At 64.0% G+C, this 16,415-nt stretch carries 10 protein-coding genes, 2 tRNA genes and 1 riboswitch; of the genes, 7 read left to right on the top strand and 5 right to left on the bottom strand.

What is annotated here, in order from left to right:
* Positions 1-105: 105 nt before the first annotated feature.
* On the bottom strand, positions 106-681 hold the full coding sequence (locus PHX69_RS00055) for an RBBP9/YdeN family alpha/beta hydrolase (protein ID WP_288041749.1): 576 nt from the start codon (positions 679-681) through the stop codon (positions 106-108).
* A gap of 376 nt (positions 682-1,057) precedes the next feature.
* Here PHX69_RS00055 and PHX69_RS00050 point away from each other — a divergent pair, with 376 nt between their 5' ends.
* Complete coding sequence (locus PHX69_RS00050; protein ID WP_119012480.1) at positions 1,058-2,641, top strand: methyl-accepting chemotaxis protein; 1,584 nt, start codon at positions 1,058-1,060, stop codon at positions 2,639-2,641.
* Between the two features lie 94 nt (positions 2,642-2,735).
* On the opposite strand, the gene rnr is transcribed toward PHX69_RS00050, so the two are convergent.
* Complete coding sequence (gene rnr / locus PHX69_RS00045; RefSeq protein WP_288041748.1) at positions 2,736-5,015, bottom strand: ribonuclease R; 2,280 nt, start codon at positions 5,013-5,015, stop codon at positions 2,736-2,738.
* Between the two features lie 34 nt (positions 5,016-5,049).
* On the opposite strand from rnr, the gene PHX69_RS00040 reads away from it, so the two are divergent.
* Positions 5,050-5,134: transfer RNA gene (locus PHX69_RS00040), tRNA-Leu, on the top strand.
* 107 nt (positions 5,135-5,241) lie between these two features.
* Positions 5,242-5,326: transfer RNA gene (locus PHX69_RS00035), tRNA-Leu, on the top strand.
* 162 nt (positions 5,327-5,488) lie between these two features.
* On the opposite strand, the gene PHX69_RS00030 is transcribed toward PHX69_RS00035, so the two are convergent.
* Together PHX69_RS00030 and PHX69_RS00025 are read right to left on the bottom strand one after the other, a co-directional pair.
* Entirely contained in the window at positions 5,489-8,230 is a 2,742-nt protein-coding gene (locus tag PHX69_RS00030) for a DUF349 domain-containing protein (protein ID WP_288041747.1), read from the bottom strand.
* A 134-nt stretch (positions 8,231-8,364) separates the two neighbouring features.
* The gene (locus PHX69_RS00025; protein ID WP_288041745.1) at positions 8,365-12,225 is read right to left on the bottom strand and encodes a DUF748 domain-containing protein; all 3,861 of its coding nucleotides are present in this window, start codon (positions 12,223-12,225) and stop codon (positions 8,365-8,367) included.
* Positions 12,226-12,695: 470 nt separating this feature from the next.
* Between PHX69_RS00025 and PHX69_RS00020 the strand changes: the two genes are divergently transcribed.
* From PHX69_RS00020 to PHX69_RS16125, 4 genes are all read left to right on the top strand, one after another.
* The gene (locus PHX69_RS00020; protein ID WP_119012484.1) at positions 12,696-13,574 is read left to right on the top strand and encodes a lytic transglycosylase domain-containing protein; all 879 of its coding nucleotides are present in this window, start codon (positions 12,696-12,698) and stop codon (positions 13,572-13,574) included.
* 48 nt (positions 13,575-13,622) lie between these two features.
* A riboswitch (ZMP/ZTP riboswitch) is annotated at positions 13,623-13,785 on the top strand.
* 36 nt (positions 13,786-13,821) lie between these two features.
* The gene (gene glyA, locus PHX69_RS00015; protein ID WP_119012485.1) at positions 13,822-15,066 is read left to right on the top strand and encodes a serine hydroxymethyltransferase; all 1,245 of its coding nucleotides are present in this window, start codon (positions 13,822-13,824) and stop codon (positions 15,064-15,066) included.
* Between the two features lie 14 nt (positions 15,067-15,080).
* The gene (nrdR, locus tag PHX69_RS00010) at positions 15,081-15,530 is read left to right on the top strand and encodes a transcriptional regulator NrdR (protein WP_288041741.1); all 450 of its coding nucleotides are present in this window, start codon (positions 15,081-15,083) and stop codon (positions 15,528-15,530) included.
* Positions 15,531-15,557: 27 nt separating this feature from the next.
* Positions 15,558-15,674 (top strand): DUF1010 domain-containing protein, encoded by a 117-nt coding sequence (locus tag PHX69_RS16125; protein WP_353852397.1) that lies wholly within the window; start codon positions 15,558-15,560, stop codon positions 15,672-15,674.
* Here PHX69_RS16125 and PHX69_RS00005 read toward each other — a convergent pair.
* Positions 15,619-16,415 (bottom strand): bifunctional metallophosphatase/5'-nucleotidase (locus tag PHX69_RS00005; RefSeq protein WP_288041740.1); only part of this gene is annotated, 797 nt, incomplete at its 5' end. The two genes, PHX69_RS16125 and PHX69_RS00005, sit on opposite strands and share 56 nt — an antisense overlap.

Here is a 16,415-nt window from a genome sequence, read left to right as displayed (position 1 = left end):
CAGCCCCGGCGCAGGCCAGAATGCCGGGCACCGCATCCAATTGATGAATAAATATGGCTCTAGCGCCCGTGCAATAGGCGCTAGCAGCTATCAAAAAATGAGTAATTACCCCGCAGACAGGGCCGTCTGGGCAGGCGCCTGCCCTGCCCAGTCCATCTCGTGCGTGAGCGACTGCAACAACGCCAGGCCCAGCGGCCACTCGCCGTGGCCCGACTCGATGTTGATGTGGCCCGCGTTTTGCAGGCGCACAAACTCACTGCCCCAGGCACGGGCATAGGCACCGGCCAGGCGGATGGGGCAATACGGATCGTTGCTGCTGGCCACCACGATACTGCGGTAAGGCAGCGCCGCGTGGGGCACCGGAGCAAAGTCGCTCAGGATGGCGCGGCGCTCGGGGTCGGCGGGCGCCACCAACAAGGCGCCACGCACGCGCGCAGCCGCCTCGGGCCCCATGTGTGTACAGGCAATGCACCCCAGGCTGTGCGCTACCAGCACCACGGGACAGGGCGCGGCCAGCACCGTTTTTTCAAGCTGCCCCACCCAGGCGGTGCGCGTGGGCGTGATCCAGTCGTCCTGCACCACGCGGGTGGCCTGTGCCAGTCGCTCGGCCCACAGACTTTGCCAATGGCCCGGGCCCGAGTCGCGCCAGCCGGGCACGATGATGAAAGAAGTGCCCGTCATGTGAGTCTGGATGGAACTGGGGGGCGCCATGCAGCCACTCCTTGGTTGTGATGACGGGATTTTGCGATCCAGCCTTTAAAACCCAAACGAATATATCGTTGTTACTTCATCACAAAATCATCTTTGAAAAACCACTGCCGCGCTGCCGACCAGCCAGTGCGTGGGTGCGGCACCGATCGCAGGCCCGATGCCCCCCAAAGCCACTCATCTACCGCCTGTGCGTGCAGGCGGCTAAGGCGCCGAGGGCGCATGATCGACGACACTTGTACGTAAGCAAATGAAAAAACGGCAAACACTGCGCCATGGCAGGCCAGTGGGTGTGCCGACACCGGCTGCGCGCCACTCTGGGTACACGATTTCAAAGGACAGTCTATTTATGAACACATGGAAAATCAGCCACCGCCTGATGGCCGGCTTTGGCTTGGTCATCGCCATTTTGTTGGGGATGTCCATCTTCAGCGTCTATATCGCCCAGGGGATTGACGCAGCCTTGAGCGCCAACTCCACGCAAAACGCTGTGATCCAGCGCGCGGCCATCAACTTCCGGGGCTCGGCGCACGACCGCTCCATTGCCGTGCGCGATGCCGTATTGGCGCCCACCCCGCAGCTGCGCGACAAAGAGGTGCAAGCCATTGTCCGGCTGGCCGATTTTTATGCCGAGTCCGGCAAACAAATGCAAAAGGCCCTGAGCACCTCTGGTGCCGTTCCGGCAGAGGTGGCTCCGATGGTCAAGGCCATTCAGGAGATCGAAGCGCGCACCGTGGACACCACGCAAAAAGTGCTGGCGCTGGTGCAGGCAGGCGACCGCACAGGCGCCGAGGCACTGCTCTGGGCCCAGGCCAAGCCCCAGTACGAGCAGTGGCTGGCCGCCATCAACCAGCTGATCGACTTTGAAGAAAAACGCATCATCGCCAACAACTCCACAGCCAACCACGAGGCCAAACAATTCAGCAGCGTGATGCTGGTCATCACACTGCTGGCCGTGCTGATAGGCATGGCCACCACCACCATGGTCACGCGCAGCATTGGCAGCGAGCTGGGCGCTGAACCCAGTGAAGTGCGCGCCGTAGTGCAAGCCATGCAGCAAGGCGACCTGACCGTTGCCATCCGCACCCAGCCTGGCGACACCACCAGCGTGATGGCAGCAGTGCGCGATATGCAGCAGCGCTTTCATACGCTGGTTTGCGCGGTGCGCAACAGCATTGCGCAGTTGCACGATACCGGTGGTGACATTGCCAACGGCAACCAGCACCTGGGCGCCCGCACCGAGCAAACCGCCAGCAGCCTGGAGCAAACCGCCTCCAGCATGGAAGAACTGACGGCCACCGTGCGCCAAAGCGCCGACGCCGCACGCCAGGCCAGCCAGTTGTCCACCGATGCGGCCAGCACCGCCACCAAGGGCGGCGAAGTGATGCAGCAAGTGGTCAGCACCATGCAGGAGATACACCAGCGCAGCGCCAAAATCGCCGACATCATCGGCGTGATTGATGGCATTGCCTTCCAGACCAACATCCTGGCGCTCAACGCCGCTGTCGAGGCCGCCCGTGCGGGCGAACAAGGCCGGGGCTTTGCCGTGGTGGCCACCGAAGTGCGCAGCCTGGCCGGGCGCAGCGCCGAAGCAGCCAAAGAGATCAAAGGACTGATCCAGGCCAGCGTGGAAAAGGTGAACTCCGGCAGCCAACTGGTGGCCAATGCGGGCACGACGATGGACGAGATCGTGCAAGGTGTGCAGCGCGTCAGCAGCATCATTGGCGAGATCAGCACTGCCGCTGCCGAGCAAAGCGACGGCATCTCGCAAATCAATGTGGCCGTGGCGCAGCTCGATCAGATGACGCAACAAAACGGCGCCTTGGTCGGAGAAAGCGCTACAGCGGTTGTCAACTTGCAAGCGCAGGCACGCCAGCTGTCCGATCTGGTGCAGGCATTCACTGTAGAGACGCGCCGCGCTTTACCCGCATAACGACTGCGCCAGCCAGGCGCAAAAAAAGGGAGGTGCTGCGCGCACCTCCCTTTTTTTATCACCGCCTTGGTGGCCCGCAGGCCACCGCAGCCCCCTACCGCTTGGGGGACGTGTTGAGCAAGGCAGCCTTCTGCTTGGAAGCCTTGCCGCGCGCAGAACGCTTTTCTTGCTGCGGCGGTGCCGATTTCTCACGGACCATCGGCAGCTTGGTTTTCTCGGGTGCGGGGCGCTTGTCCTTGGATTTTCCCTCCGCACGAGCGCCCTTGTGCTCTTTTTGCTGCGATCGGGAGGGCTGCAACGCGCCTTCAGTGAGCAGCGCAAAGTCGATGCGGCGCCCGTCCAGATCCACCCGGCTCACCTGCACCTGTACCCGCGTACCAATCGAATAGCGGATGCCGCTGCGCTCACCGCGCAGCTCCTGGCGTGCCTCGTCGAACTTGAAGTACTCGCCGCCCAGCTCGGTGATGTGTACCAGCCCTTCGACATACATGGCGTCCAGCGTGACGAACAGACCAAAGCTGGTCACAGCGCTGACCACGCCGGAATACTCCTCGCCCAGATGGTCGCGCATGTATTTGCACTTGAGCCAGGCTTCCACGTCGCGGCTGGCCTCGTCGGCGCGGCGCTCGTTGGCACTGCAATGCAGACCGGCGGCTTCCCAGGACTGGGTTTCCTTCAGGGCAGCGCCAGTTTCTTTTTTGCGGGGTTTCTCGCCCGGCGCGGCAGGGGGCGCCACCCGGGCGGCCAGGCGCTTGGCCAGCTTGGCATGTGCCTCGCCGGGCACCGGCAAGGCGGGCAGCTGGTACTTGGTTTTGCCCAGAATCGCCTTGATGACGCGGTGTACCAGCAAATCCGGATAGCGGCGGATGGGGCTGGTGAAGTGCGTGTAAGCCTCAAACGCCAAGCCGAAGTGGCCGCTGTTGGCTGGCGTGTAAATCGCCTGCTGCATGGAGCGCAGCAGCATGGTGTGGATTTGCTGCGCGTCAGGACGGTCTTTGGTGGCCTCGGCAATGGCCTGGAATTCGGACGGCTGGGGATTCTCGCTGATGGACATGCCCACGGCCATGGCCTTGAGATAGCTGCGCAATATCTCCTGTTTTTCTGGTGTGGGGCCTTCGTGCACACGGTACAGGCCATGCTGTTTGCCCTGCGCAATAAAGTCGGCGCTGCACACGTTGGCCGCCAGCATGGCCTCTTCGATCAGCTTGTGCGCGTCGTTGCGGGTGCGCGGCACGATCTTTTCGATGCGCCCGTTGTCGTCGCAAACGATCTGGGTCTCGGTGGTTTCAAAATCCACCGCACCACGCGCACGCCGCTCCAGCAGCAGCGCACGGTACACGTCATGCAAATTCAGCAGCTCGGGCAGGCGCTCTTTGCGCTTGGCAGCCTCGGGGCCCCGGGTGTTGGCCAAAATCGCTGCCACTTCGGTGTAGGTCAGGCGCGCATGGCTGCGCATCACGGCGGGGTAAAACTGGTAGGCATGCACCACGCCCTTGGCGGTGACCAGCATGTCGCAGACCATGCACAGGCGCTCGACTTCCGGGTTGAGCGAGCACAAGCCGTTGCTGAGCTTTTCCGGCAGCATGGGGATGACGCGGCGCGGAAAATACACGCTGGTGGCGCGGTCGTAGGCGTCAATATCGATGGCGCTGCCGGTTTGCACATAGTGGCTGACATCGGCGATGGCCACCAGCAAGCGCCAGCCCTTGCCGCGCCCGACCTTGGCAGGCTCGCAATACACCGCATCGTCAAAGTCACGGGCGTCTTCGCCGTCGATGGTGACCAGGGGCACATCGGTCAAATCCACGCGCTGCTTTTTGTCTTGCGCGCGCACATGGTCGGGCAACGTCTTGGTCAGGGCCAGGCAGGCCTCGGAGAACTCGTGCGGCACACCGTACTTGCGCACCGCGATTTCAATTTCCATACCGGGGTCGTCTACCTCACCCAGCACCTCGGTGATGCGGCCCACGGGCTGGCCAAACAACGCAGGCGGCTCGGTCAGCTGCACCACGACCACCTGCCCCGGCTTGGCCACACCCAGCGCACTGGCGGGGATGAGCACATCCTGGCCATAGCGCTTGTCTTCAGGAGCCACCAGCCAGACGCCACTTTCTTGCAGCAAACGGCCAATCAGGGGCTGTACCGGGCGCTCGATGATTTCCACCACGCGCCCTTCTGGCCGACCGCGCCGATCCTGGCGCACGATGCGCACGCGCACACGGTCTTTGTGCAGCACAGCACGCATTTCGTTGGGGGGCAAAAAGATATCGCCTTGGCCATCGTCACGGATGACAAAACCATGCCCATCGCGGTGGCCTTGTACGGTGCCTTCTATTTCATCTGCAAAATGTGCAGGACTTGTTTTGGAACTCATTTTTTTAATATACAATCTTATTCTTTCCTGAAATGCCCAGGTGGCGGAATTGGTAGACGCACTAGTTTCAGGTACTAGCGAGTAACATCGTGGAGGTTCGAGTCCTCTCCTGGGCACCAAGTTTAACGAGAAGCCGCTGCACCACAGCGGCTTTTTTGTTTTCAATTCAATAAACTCTTCCAAAAGAGTGCTTTTATTGCTGTATAATTCAAATCTTTCCTGAGATGCCCAGATGGCGGAATTGGTAGACGCACTAGTTTCAGGTACTAGCGAGTAACATCGTGGAGGTTCGAGTCCTCTTCTGGGCACCAAAATTTAAAAGGCCGTTGCACACGCAACGGCCTTTTTGTTTTGCTCTGCCAAAACAAGCGCAACAAGCCACCCTGTACCAATCCAGCGGTGGCCCATCGCACTTTGGCGGCATACACCACCAAAGTGCCCCGCCGGGGGAATACCCCCCGGTCTTGTCTTGCTTACTGCTTGCGCAACAACGCTTTCAGCGCATTTTGCAGACGCCGGGCGCTGGCCGCATCGCTGGCACCTGCCAGCACGGTGGCCGTATCTTGCCCCCAGGTTTGCGCAGGCGCAGGATCGTTGCGGCGCGTGAGCAGTTGCAGTTGCAGCATCCGGCGTGCAGACAATTCATCCGCAGGCGTGGGCACTTCGGCGGCGATTTCCAAACGCAACAATGCCTGTGCAATATCCCCCGAAGGCGCTTTGCCCAGCGCTTGCGTCCAGGCGGTGCGCACCGCAGGCGTCACGCGGCCACCCAGTTCTTGGGCCGATGGCAGCAGGGCCGCATCGCGCTTTTCCCAGGCAGTGAGCAAATGGGTCAGGGCCTCGCCGTGGGCTTGTGCAGCCAGCTTTTTCAGGGCCTGCTGGGCATGCTCCATGGCCTCGCGCTGGGCACGGAAAGCCGCATCGCCCAAACGCGGGCCACGGTCTTCGTAGGCAGGGCGATCGCCAAAACGTCCACCGCTGCGTGCATCGTCACGGGAGCCACGCGCATCGGGGCGACCTGCATCGCGGCCCGGGCGGGCGTCGCGCCGGTCGCCGGGCTTGCCAGGGCGGCCCGGGGCAGCAGGGGCTTCTTTTTTCATGCCGGGGCGATCATCACCGCGCACCGCCACCACCGGGCGGGCTGTGGGCTTGGGTGCCGCAGCCGGCTGGTCTTGCGCTGGCGCATCCTGGCCAGATTCAGTTGCCGGGGCCGCAGAATCCGCTCCTGCTTCTGTAGCTGCTTGCGCACTGTCTACGGGCGCTACAGCCTGATTTGACTGATTTTTTGCCGCAGCCTCTGCCTCGGCGCGCTCCTGTGCCTGGCCGCGCAGTGCCGCCTCCAGAGCGGCCATCGCCGCGCGAATTTGCTGCGCATCGCCCGTGGCGTTGGCCGCGTCCAGTGCCTTGGCGGCATCGAGTACCGCACGGTCGCGTTCGCTGAGGGCAGCAGCGCCCTTTTCGCGCTCGGCGCTCTTGCGGTTGAAGGCTTCGTCAATGGGCTTGCGGAAAGCGTCCCACAGCTTTTGCTCGTGCTTGCGCTCCAGCGGCACGCTTTGCGCCTCAGCCTGCCAGCGCTGTTGCAGCGACTTGATGGCGTCAATGCGCAAGGTGGGCGCTGCGCCCAGCACGTTGGCCTCTTCGATCATGGCGTGGCGGCGGGCCAGGCTGTCTTTTTGCGCGCTCTCAAAAGGGGCGGCGGCAGCGGCAATGGCCTGCTTCCACAGCGGCTGCAGTTCAGCGAAGATTTTTTCACCGACGTGGCCACCGGCGCGCCAGCGGTCGCCAAACTGGTGCAGGGCGCGGTTCACGGCCTTCCAGTCAGCGGAGGCGGCTGGGGTCTGCGCCCAGGCCTTGACTTCTTCAATCAGCGCCAGACGCTGCGCCTTGTGCTCGGCCGCTTCGGTGCGCACTTTGTCGATCCAGGCCTCAACCACCTTGTGGGCGGCGTTGCAGGCTTCGTCAAACTTTTTCCACAGGCCATGGTTGGGGGCGCCGCCTTGGTCGGCCTGCTTCCACTGTTCACGCAACTGGCGCAGGGTTTCCTGCATTTTGCGGCCACCCAGGGCCTGGCCTTCGGGGCGCTGCAACAGCGCTTCGGCTTTGGCCAGCAGGTCTTCGCGCACCTGGTCGGCGCTCCAGCGCTGCCAGCCTTCCAGTTCACCGGCAGCGACCAGTGCGGTGTGAACTTGTTGTTCCAGGGCCGCATCCAGGTGCTTGCCATGGTCTTTGAGCACAGCGCGCAGCGCGGCGGCGGCACCGGCGCTGGCTTTGCCATGGCCTTGGGCGGTTTCCTGTTCCAGCCTGGCCAGTGCTTCGCGCACGGTGTGTTCGGCCTTGGCAATGACTTCTGGCGCGACTTTGGCTTTGGGCGCGCGGGCGGTGCGCTCGGCCACCACGGCCTCAGCGGGCACGCCCCGGGCAATGCGCAGTTCATCGGCCCACACGGGCACGGGCGGCAGCGCGGCGCTGGCATCTTCTGCGGCAGCCACGGCCTGGGCCACTGCGGGCTGGAAAGCATCCCACACCACCAGCAGTTGCGTGCGCGAGGAGTCCAGCAGCGGCGGAAAGCGCGCCTCGACGCTGGCCCAGCTGTCATCGCCCGCCAGCGCCTGGGCCTGGTCTTGCCAATGCTGCACATCGGCGCGCAGGATTTCCAGGGCGGCCTGGGCATCGCGCCAGGACTTGGTGGACAGCACCTCGATGCGCTGCGCCAGCAGCACAGCGGCCTCGCGCTGCACCTGCACGCGGTGCTGCAGGTCTTCAATCACCTTGACGCGCTCGGCCAATTGCACCTTGAGCAGCGACAGCGGCTCGCGCGACAGTGGCGCGCCCGCCTTGGCGGCGTCGCGCTGCCAAGCCAGGGCGTCAGCGATGTTGAGTTTGGCCGCCGACAGCAGCGCCGTGGCTTTGTCGGCCCACTCGGCGGCGATGGCCTCCTGGTTTTTGGCGCGGCGCAGTTCATCCATGCGCTCGCGCACGGCACGGGCTGCACCCTTGTCGCGGCCACTGAGTTCTTTGAAGACTTCCTGCAACTGTTCGGGCGCAGGTTGGGTGGTCAACCACTCGCGGATGCGCGATGCGCGCTCGCCTGCCGTGGCAGCCGAGAAAGCGCCACCGGTCAGCGCGTCCAGGGGGTGCGCTTCGGGGGTTTTGGCCGGGGCCGGATGGGTTTCAGGTGCGTCGGACATTTTGTTGCGGGAAGAAAAAGGAAACATGGATTCTGTAGAAAACGCGCCCCCGGGAGTCATTCCGGGGACAAAGAAGCAGTCACACTGCGGGCCGCCGCGCTGGCGCGTGCAGGCGAAACCGCTATTTTCACCGGGATTTGGCCATGGGCCTACAGCCCGATTCAACGCGTGGCCAGCACCAGCTGTGCGTGGGGCTTCCAGTCGGGCTCTGCGCCCACGCTCTTGGCCGCGCCCAGAAACAGGCGCTCCAGCGGCAAGCCACGCGCAGCCAGGTGGTCGCGCACGGCCACGGCGCGTGCCAGAGCCAGGTCTTGCATGGCATTTTCTGGCACGGCAGTGTGGGCCAGCAACAGCGCTTCCATCTCGGCCTGGGGCACGTCTTTGGCCATGCCCACCAGGTTGCGCCGTTTGGTGACATCGGCGCGGCGGTACACCTCTTTGAGCAGTGGCACATACTCTTGCGGCTCTATGGCCACGATGCCTTCTGCCGATTGGCCAGCGCGCAAAGCCAGTCGGCGTTTTTGTGCCAGCAGCGCCTCTTGCAGGCGCTCGCGGCGCCAGGCATCGCTCTCGGTATCGGCGCTGGCCTGGCCCACCACGGTCATCTTCAGCGCAGGCCGCTCAAGCATGGCCTGGGCAATTTTCTCCAGCCCCTGGCGCGCGCCCTCATCAAGCTGCGCACTGCCCGGCGCAAAAGCCACCGAGTCCAGCGCATCGCTGCCACCCAAAGCCGACGCCAGCAAAGAAAACGGCGCAGTCACGGCTTTGAGGATCAGGTTGCCAATGACTTTGAAGATCACCGTACCGAGACGGAACTCCGGATCGTTCAGGGAGCCGCTGATGGGCAAGTCCACATCGATCACACCGTTGCGGTCGGCCAGCAAGGCCACGGCCAGGCGCACCGGCAGGCTGGCAGGCGCGCCCGGCACAGGCTCGCCAAAGGTGAGCTGGTTCAGCACCAGTTTGTTGCTGGCCGTGAGCTGCCCATCGGGCTGCACGCGGTACGACACGTCCATGCTGAGTTTGCCGCGCTCTACGCCGTGGCCAGCATATTTGATGGTGTAGGGCGACAGCGGCGGCAGCTCCAGATCGCGCATACGGCCCCGAATGTCCAGCGCCAGCGGCTGCACCAAGGGGTTGAGCTTGCCGGTGATTTCCAGCGAGGCCGTGCCCTCGGCGCGCCCGCGCAGCTCCAGATCGGCCATGTCGGGGGCGCCCCCGCCAGCCGGTGGCAGCGAGGAAAACGCACTGAGCCGCCCTGCCAGCTCGCTCAAGTTGGCCGAATAGTTGGGGCGGATGAAGTGGTCGGTGAAATACACCTTGCCCCCCGTCAGGCTGACAGGGCCAACGCGAATGACGGGCGCCAGCGGGTCTGGCACCGGTGCAGCCTGGGCCACAGGGGCGACGCCAGCCACTGCACCCGCAGTTTCAGTGGCTATGGCGGTAGTCTGCGGCGTCGGCTTGCCTGTGGCCACAGCGCTGGCAGCACCGGCGGCTGTGGGCGCAGCGCCCTTCACCAGGTCTTGCAGGTTGAGGCGACCACTCTCCTGAATGATGATGCGGGCAAAAAAGTCGCTCAAGGTGGTTTCTTGTACGTCCACCGTGGGCGGTTTGCCCGGCGCCAGCGCCACCTGCAAACCGCGCAGCGACAGCGACTTCCAGTTCAACAAATCGTTCTGGGCACCCGCGCCGCGCCCCCCACCCAGCGCAATGCTGGGCGCATCGGACGGAGCGCGAAGCATACGCACACGTACATCGTCCAGTGCGGCATCGCCCTGCACTTTCAGCTCGGGGCCTGCGCTGGCGGCGGCATAACGCACCTCGCCTTTGAAGCTGCCATCGGCACGGCGGATATCCACATTCAGCGCATCGGCCACGTAAGGCTCGAAAGCGTGCAGTGGCACCTGGCTGGCCAGCACCCTGCCTTGCGCTGCCAACGGTGCCAGGCCCAGCGTGCCGTCGTATTCCAGCCGCCCGGGATCGGTGCGCCCGGCGCCAATGCGCGCCGACACACTCAGGGCAGAAGGCTTGGCGGACGCAGCCAAAGGGGCAAAGTCTTGCAGCCGCAGTTGCAGCGATGACAGCAAGAACGCCACTGGCTGCGCCTGCGCACCGTCACGGAAAGCCACGGTGCCAGCATCGACAGCCACCTCGGCCAGTTGCACCGACCAAGGCGGTGCCGGTGTGGGCACAGCAACAGGCGTGTGCGCTGCGGGCCGGGATGTGCTGGCGGTGCTGGTCGTACCCGGCTGCTGGGGCTCGCCCACCGCCTGGGCGGTGCCGGGCGGCACAGGGGCCAGCCAGCGCTCGTACATCCAGTGGCCATCGGCGGTGCGCTCAACCAGCACGCGCGGCTGGGTCAGGGCGATGCGGCCCACCGTGGCGCTGCGCTGGGTCAGGTGGATTTGCGCGTTGTCGATCTGCAATTTTTTCAGTTCGGCCAGGCTGCTCTTGCCGCGCAGGGGCAAGCTGGCGGCCTCGGTGGGGGTGCAATCGGTGGCGGGCGCACAAGCCAGCTCGATGCCATCGAGCGTGAGGCGTGCCACCTGCGCGACCAGAGCGGGCGCGTTCCAGGCCAGGCCCAGATCGGCGTTGAGCGTGCCCGCCAGCCGGGGCGCCACCCACTGCACACCATAGGGGGCAGCCAGCGCCAGGGGCACGTCATGCAGTTCCAGCGCCACCTGGGCCCGCTGCGGCGTGGCATGGCCCTCAAACACCAGCCGGGCGGGCGCGGGTGCCGCCTCCACGCCAGCGCCCGACACCTGAGTGCGGCCCGCAAAGCGCAGCGGCTGGGTCAGCGGCAGCGCAATGGCCGACGCGTCCAGCGCCAGATCGCGCAGCCCCAGACGCGCCGGTGCGGGCAGGCTCTCGTCCAGCCAATCGACCTGGGCACCGCGCACGGCCACGCGCTCCACGGCCACCTGCCAATCCGCAGGAGCTTCTTTTTTGATAGCTGCAGGCGCACGTCCAACGGGCTCTGGAGCCGTTTTTTTCTTCAAATCGGGAGGGCCGGACAACGCCAGATTCAGCCGCCCATCGCGGGCGCGGTGCGCGCTCAGGCGGGGCGATTGCAATTGCACTGCGCTCAGGCGCATGCGGCGCTCCAGGGGCTGCAAATCAGCCACATCCACCTGCAACGTGTCCCAGGACAGCAGCGCGCGCTGCGCGGTGTCCAGCACTTTGACCTCCTTGGCCTGTACGCGGCCTTGCAACTTGAGCGCCGCCACCGGCGCCTGCACAAACGACACCTGCACATCGGCGTCCAGCACCGCCGATTGCAGCCGCACCGGCAAACTCTCGGGCAAATAGCCCAGGTAGGGCGAAAGATCAAAGTCGGCCAGGTGGATGCTGGCGTTGGCCTGCGGCGTGGCGGCAAAAGGCGTGGCCTCGGCCTGCGACTCGAACACATCGCCATTGAGCTGGAACGCCAGGTGCGGCAGCACCTTGATGTCGCGCTGCGATGGCAGACTGCTGACAAAAGGCAGCTTCAAAGACAGCGCGCGCAGCGTGTGGCTGCGGCCCACGGCATCGTCCTGAAAGTCCATCGCACCGCCCTGCACCGCGATGTTGTACAGGGCAAAACCGGCGGGCCCGCCCTGTGGCGCAGGTTCGGTGGTGGTCAACCGGGCCAGCACATCGTCAATGTCATAACTGCCCGAGGCCAGGCGCTTCAGCCGCACCACGGGCGCATCGACTTGCAGCGCATCCACCACAGGGGCCAGGCGCCATAAAGATTGCAACGCTGCATTCATATAGATACGCTGGATCTGGACTTGGGGCACATCGCCGCTGGCAGAGGCCATCGCCAGGTCATGGATGGTCAGCTCCAGGCTCCAGGGACGAAAGTCCACCTTGCCGATAGAGACCTGGCGGCCCAGCTTTTGCGTGGCCCATTTTTCGCCCACGCTGCGCACCAACGGCGCGGCCACCAGCCAGCCCAGGGCCCACAGCACGAGCACGCCCACAAGCAGCCAGACAAGGCGCCGCAGCCAGCGGTTTTGACGGAAAGACGAGAGATTCATAAAGGGGTTTTTCGGGATACATCGATACACAGCAAGCCCACATTGGAACAAAAACCCGGGGCTGGCCTGCAAGCAGTCGAAACAGGCGGCAAGCCCCCTGTGCGCAGCGCAAAACGCTTTACCGGCCCACATTTCGACTTTTTGATGAAAAAACTTTGAGCGCCTTTTTGATCGCGAAAAAAACACAAAAACTGTATTTTTAGACAGTATCTTGATAATTTTATTGTCTAAAAAATTGCATCGTTAGTGTTGACTTGCTATTAAATGAGCTTCTAGAATCCGCCAGCCTCAAAACAGGCTAGTACAAACCCTCAACCCGCTGCCGAATCCGGCTAAGTCAATTCGATGTTTGCAGGCGCTGCGCGCCAGGCACGAATTTGATGGCGTACCAATCCAGGCGAGACCTCCTGACGCTGCGAAGCCCCACAAGGGCGACCGATGTTCAGGCCTCTGCCACAGAAAGGAAAGCTATGACAGCGTCAGGAAAAATGGTTTCCGGCTTACGCACTTTTGCTGCCGACGTAACCGAAGGATTTCTTGAAATTACCCACAACAGCTTCGCCCTTTTGGGCCTGGCTGTGGCTTTTGTGGCCATCACCCTGGTGGCACGCCCTGACCTGAGGCAGGCGGGCGAAGAGCAACTCATAGGCTGGTTGCAAGCGCGCCAGGTTGCACTGATGGGCGAGCCAGAACCTGAGCCCGAACCCAGCGACCGTGCCATGGCCGCCAACCCCAAAGACCTGCCCAAGGAGCAGGCCAAGGTGGCCTACTGGCTGAGCAAAAAATACAGCGTTGCACCCGAACCCGTGAGCCTGCTGGTGGCTGAGGCTTATGAAACCGGCGCCCGCGTCAAGCTCGACCCGACCCTGATCCTGGCCGTCATGGCCATTGAATCGCGCTTCAACCCCTTTGCCCAAAGCGCTGTAGGCGCACAGGGCCTGATGCAGGTCATGACCCGCGTCCACACCGACAAATACGAGAACGTGGGCGGCAAGCTGGCCGCGTTCGATCCGGTGACCAACCTGCGCGTGGGCGTGAAGGTACTGCAAGAGTGCATCGCCCGCGCCGGTTCGGTTGAAGGCGGCTTGCGCTACTACGTGGGCGCAGCCAACCTGCCCGATGACGGCGGCTACGCAGCCAAGGTGCTGGCAGAGCACTCGCGCTTGCGCCAAGTCGCTGGCACCAAGGCCCTGCCCGCATCGCCCTACCCCCTGCTGGCCGCACGCGAAACCACCGACCCAGCGGGCCCGGTACAGGTACAGGCACCCGCCACCGTGCAGCCCGCTGCCGCACAGGCCACCGATGGCCCCGCAGCCATCGAAAAAGTAGCGATGCTGTCGGCCCTGTGAGCAGCCCCACCGGACTGCGCCCGCGCCCGCCCATCAACACGCTACACTTGCCCCGTACGCGACTGGCGATAGGCGCTGCACCCTTCCAGGGTAGCTGGCGCTGACGTGGATCCCCCGGTGGCCCTGAAGGGCTGCCACCAAACCACTAGGAAGCGTACCGCTACAAGCCCCTGGGCTTGCAGCGATCGAGCCGTTCGCCTGGGCAGCCCTTGCTTCAAGGGACTCTAGTTCACAGGACTGCCACACCATGTACCAACGCAATATTCTTGTCGAGCAAACCGACCCCGAACTGTTCGCCGCCATCCAATCCGAGAACGCGCGCCAAGAGCACCACATCGAGCTGATCGCCAGCGAAAACTACGCCTCGCCCGCCGTCATGTGGGCCCAGGGCACCCAGCTGACCAACAAGTACGCCGAAGGCTACCCAGGCCGCCGCTACTACGGCGGCTGCGAATACGTCGATGTGGCCGAGCAGCTGGCCATTGACCGCGTCAAGCAAATCTTTGGCGCCGACGCGGCCAACGTGCAGCCGCACTGCGGTGCATCGGCCAACGAGGCCGTGTTCCTGGCCTTCTTGAAGCCTGGCGACACCATCATGGGCATGAGCCTGGCCGAAGGCGGTCACCTGACGCACGGCATGCCGCTGAACATGTCGGGCAAGTGGTTCAACGTGGTCTCTTACGGCCTGGATGCCAACGAAGCCATCGACTACGACGCCATGGAAGCCAAGGCCCGTGAGCACCGCCCCAAGCTTATCGTCGCGGGTGCCTCGGCCTACAGCCTGCACATCGATTTTGAGCGCTTTGCAAAGATCGCCAAGGAAATCGGCGCCATCTTCATGGTGGACATGGCCCACTACGCCGGCCTGATCGCTGCGGGCGTGTACCCTAACCCCGTGCCCTACGCCGATGTGGTGACTTCGACCACGCACAAGAGCCTGCGCGGCCCACGCGGCGGCATCATCCTGATGAAGGCCGAGCACGAGAAGGCCATCAACAGCGCCATCTTCCCCGGCCTGCAAGGCGGCCCGCTGATGCACGTGATTGCTGCCAAGGCCGTGGCCTTCAAGGAAGCGCTGCAGCCCGAGTTCAAGCTGTACCAGCAGCAGGTGCTGAAAAACGCGCAAATCATGGCCGAAACCCTGACCGAGCGCGGCCTGCGCATCGTCAGCGGCCGCACCGAAAGCCACGTCATGCTGGTGGACCTGCGCGCCAAGGGCATCACCGGCAAGGAAGCCGAGGCCGTGCTGGGCGCCGCCCACATGACCATCAACAAGAACGCCATCCCCAACGACCCTGAAAAGCCGATGGTGACCAGCGGCGTGCGCATTGGCACCCCCGCCATGACCACGCGCGGCTTCAAGGACGAAGAAGCACGCATCACCGCCCACCTGGTGGCCGATGTGCTGGACAACCCGCGCGATGAAGCCCACATCGCTGCCGTGCGCGCCAAGGTCAACGCGCTGACGGCGCGCTTTCCGGTCTACGGTTAAGCCGGTTTGATGCCATGAAGTGCCCCTTTTGCAGCCACCAAGAGACGCAAGTCGTTGAAACCCGGGTGTCTGAGGAAGGGGACTTCATTCGCCGCAGGCGCCGCTGCAGCGCCTGCGAGAAGCGCTTTACCACCTACGAGCGCCCCGAGGTAAATTTTCCGGTGGTGGTCAAAAAAGATGGCCGCCGCACCGAATACACCCGCACCAAGCTGCTGGGCTCATTCAGCATTGCGCTGCGCAAGCGCCCCGTGAGCACCGCGCAGATCGACGCTGCCATCGAGTGCATCGAAGAAACCCTGCTCAACCTGGGCGTGCGCGAGGTGCCCTCCAGCCGCATTGGCGAGCTGGTGATGCGCGCCCTGCAAAAGCTCGACAAGGTGGCCTACATCCGCTATGCCAGCGTGTACCGCAGCTTTGAAGACATCAACGACTTCAAGACGCTGGTGGACGAAGTGCGGCAGTAGCACCGCACAGCCCCTTGCATTTTTTCAGTGTTTTTGGCCTCCAGCCCCCGAGTGGCGGGCGCTATCAGCTATCACTTCAATAGCACATTCAACGACCAGCAGCCTCTGGCGTGGCCAGAGTGGTGGACGCTGGCAGGCGCGTGATGCGGTCGGTGGCCGGTGCGGGCACCGGGCTTTGGCTGCGGAAGTAGCCCTCCAGCGCATCCACATCCAGCATGCCGCCTTGCACATCGCGGCCCTGGGCCAGCACGCTGTAATCACTGCCGCCGGTGGCCAGAAAACTGCTGATGCTGACGCGGTAATCCTGCCCGTCTTGCAGCGGCTGGCCATGCAGCGTGATAGCTTGTACGCGCGCGCCGGGCGGCTGCGACAGGTCGTAGCGGTAGCTGAAGCCGCGCGATACCGAGAGCACGCGCGTGCGCTCCGAGGGGCTGGTGGCGCGGTCAAACTGCTGCTCCAGCAGCGCCCTGATTTGCGCCCCGGTGTAGGTCTTGACCACCAGCGTGTTGCCAAACGGCTGCACGGCAAACAGCTGGCCGTAGCGCACCAGGCCCTGGTCATCGGGCATCAAATCGGCGCGGATACCGCCTGCGTGCATGAACGACAGCTGCGCCCCACCCGCCTGCGCAGCGCTGGTGGCCCACAGCTGGGCATCGGCAATCAGGTTGCCCAGGGCGCTCTCGCCGGAAGGGGCCGTCTGGCGCGTGGCCGCGTGGGCCATTTGGCCCACGGGCTTGTTGGCCAGCGGCGCCACTGCGGCCTGGTAGCGCGCTATCAGGCTTTGCACCTGGGCATCGGGCGCGAAAGACGGGTACAGGGCGCTGGGCGCCACCCAGCCTGCGCTGGTCTGGTAGCCCGCGTTCTGCACCACCACGTTGCGCGCGC

Source organism: Simplicispira sp. (assembly GCF_028687295.1).
Classification (GTDB): domain Bacteria; phylum Pseudomonadota; class Gammaproteobacteria; order Burkholderiales; family Burkholderiaceae_C; genus Simplicispira; species Simplicispira metamorpha.
Note: the sequence above shows the minus strand (reverse complement) of the source record. Positions and strands in the feature narration are given on the sequence as shown.

Bases quoted from the DNA above. Each gene is read 5' to 3' on its own strand.
- glyA (WP_119012485.1), top strand. From the start codon at position 13,822: ATGTACCAACGCAATATTCTTGTCGAGCAAACCGACCCCGAACTGTTC.
- PHX69_RS00050 (WP_119012480.1), top strand. From the start codon at position 1,058: ATGAACACATGGAAAATCAGCCACCGCCTGATGGCCGGCTTTGGCTTG.
- PHX69_RS00055 (WP_288041749.1), bottom strand. From the start codon at position 681: ATGACGGGCACTTCTTTCATCATCGTGCCCGGCTGGCGCGACTCGGGC.
- PHX69_RS00025 (WP_288041745.1), bottom strand. From the start codon at position 12,225: ATGAATCTCTCGTCTTTCCGTCAAAACCGCTGGCTGCGGCGCCTTGTC.
- rnr (WP_288041748.1), bottom strand. From the start codon at position 5,015: ATGAGTTCCAAAACAAGTCCTGCACATTTTGCAGATGAAATAGAAGGC.
- PHX69_RS00020 (WP_119012484.1), top strand. From the start codon at position 12,696: ATGACAGCGTCAGGAAAAATGGTTTCCGGCTTACGCACTTTTGCTGCC.
- PHX69_RS00030 (WP_288041747.1), bottom strand. From the start codon at position 8,230: ATGTTTCCTTTTTCTTCCCGCAACAAAATGTCCGACGCACCTGAAACC.
- nrdR (WP_288041741.1), top strand. From the start codon at position 15,081: ATGAAGTGCCCCTTTTGCAGCCACCAAGAGACGCAAGTCGTTGAAACC.